Here is a 901-nt window from a genome sequence, read left to right as displayed (position 1 = left end):
CCACCGAGAAGATGATCGTGACCAACACCCCCGGTACGTTTCCGATGCCAAACAGCATGACGACGGGTACCAGATAGACGAACGCTGGCAGCGTTTGCATCGCGTCCAATACCGGGCGAAGAAGCATTTCCAATCGGTCACTGCGGGCGCACAGGACTCCCAACGGTATGCCAATAATCGCGCAGAAGAACAGTGAAGTGAGCACCAGCGCGAGGGTTATCATCGCGTCATTCCACACGCCGATCACCCCTAAAAGGGAGAGGGTAACGAAGCAGAGGATGCCTATTTTTTTTCCTCCCACCTGCCAGCCGAATAGCGTTGCAGCAATGATGAAAATCGACGGAGGAATAGACAGCAATCCATATTGAATGCCGTTCAGAACTTGATCGATTGGCCATCTTATCGAACGAAATATCTCGCGGAAATTTTGTACCAGAAAATTTAGGGCGACCTCTACCCATTGGCCCAAGGGGACGTTGATGGATTGAAACGGGTCTAGAAGACTGAATTCGTTCATGCTAATCACCTGAATGTCTGAGCCTGGCAAGCCAACAAATAGAGACTATTAGTGACGGCTCATTGTCTGGAGCAGTAGGCTCTTGGAAATCGTGCCTTTGAAAACACCCTGGCGATCCAGCACGGCAACCGGGTTAACGGCATTGGCGACGATGTGAAAGACGTCATGAAGTGGAGCGTCAGCCTGCAGCGTAGGTGTGGACTGGTCCTTGGCGTAAGGGTGCTCAGCACAGATCTTGGCAACATCGCCAGCCTTCAGAATCTTCGAGGCATCGAAACCTTTGAAGAACGCTTTGACGTAATCATTCACCGGGTTGCAAAGCAGCTCTTGTGGAGTACCGATCTGTATCACGCGGCCACCTTCCATGATCGCAATGCGATGGCC

Annotated in this window: 1 protein-coding gene and 1 pseudogene; both read right to left on the bottom strand. The window is 51.8% G+C overall.

The window, feature by feature from the left end:
• The coding region (locus tag AC1DVH_RS31895) for an ABC transporter permease subunit (RefSeq protein ID WP_477757137.1) at positions 1-517 on the bottom strand (517 nt) is incomplete at its 3' end.
• 48 nt (positions 518-565) lie between these two features.
• Positions 566-901, bottom strand: a pseudogene (locus AC1DVH_RS31890) (glycine/betaine ABC transporter ATP-binding protein); the annotation flags it as partial.

The sequence above is a fragment of the Pseudomonas sp. P4_C3 genome (assembly GCF_056402075.1).
The sequence above is the reverse complement of the archived record's forward strand: the minus strand, read 5'-3'. Positions and strand labels throughout refer to the sequence as shown.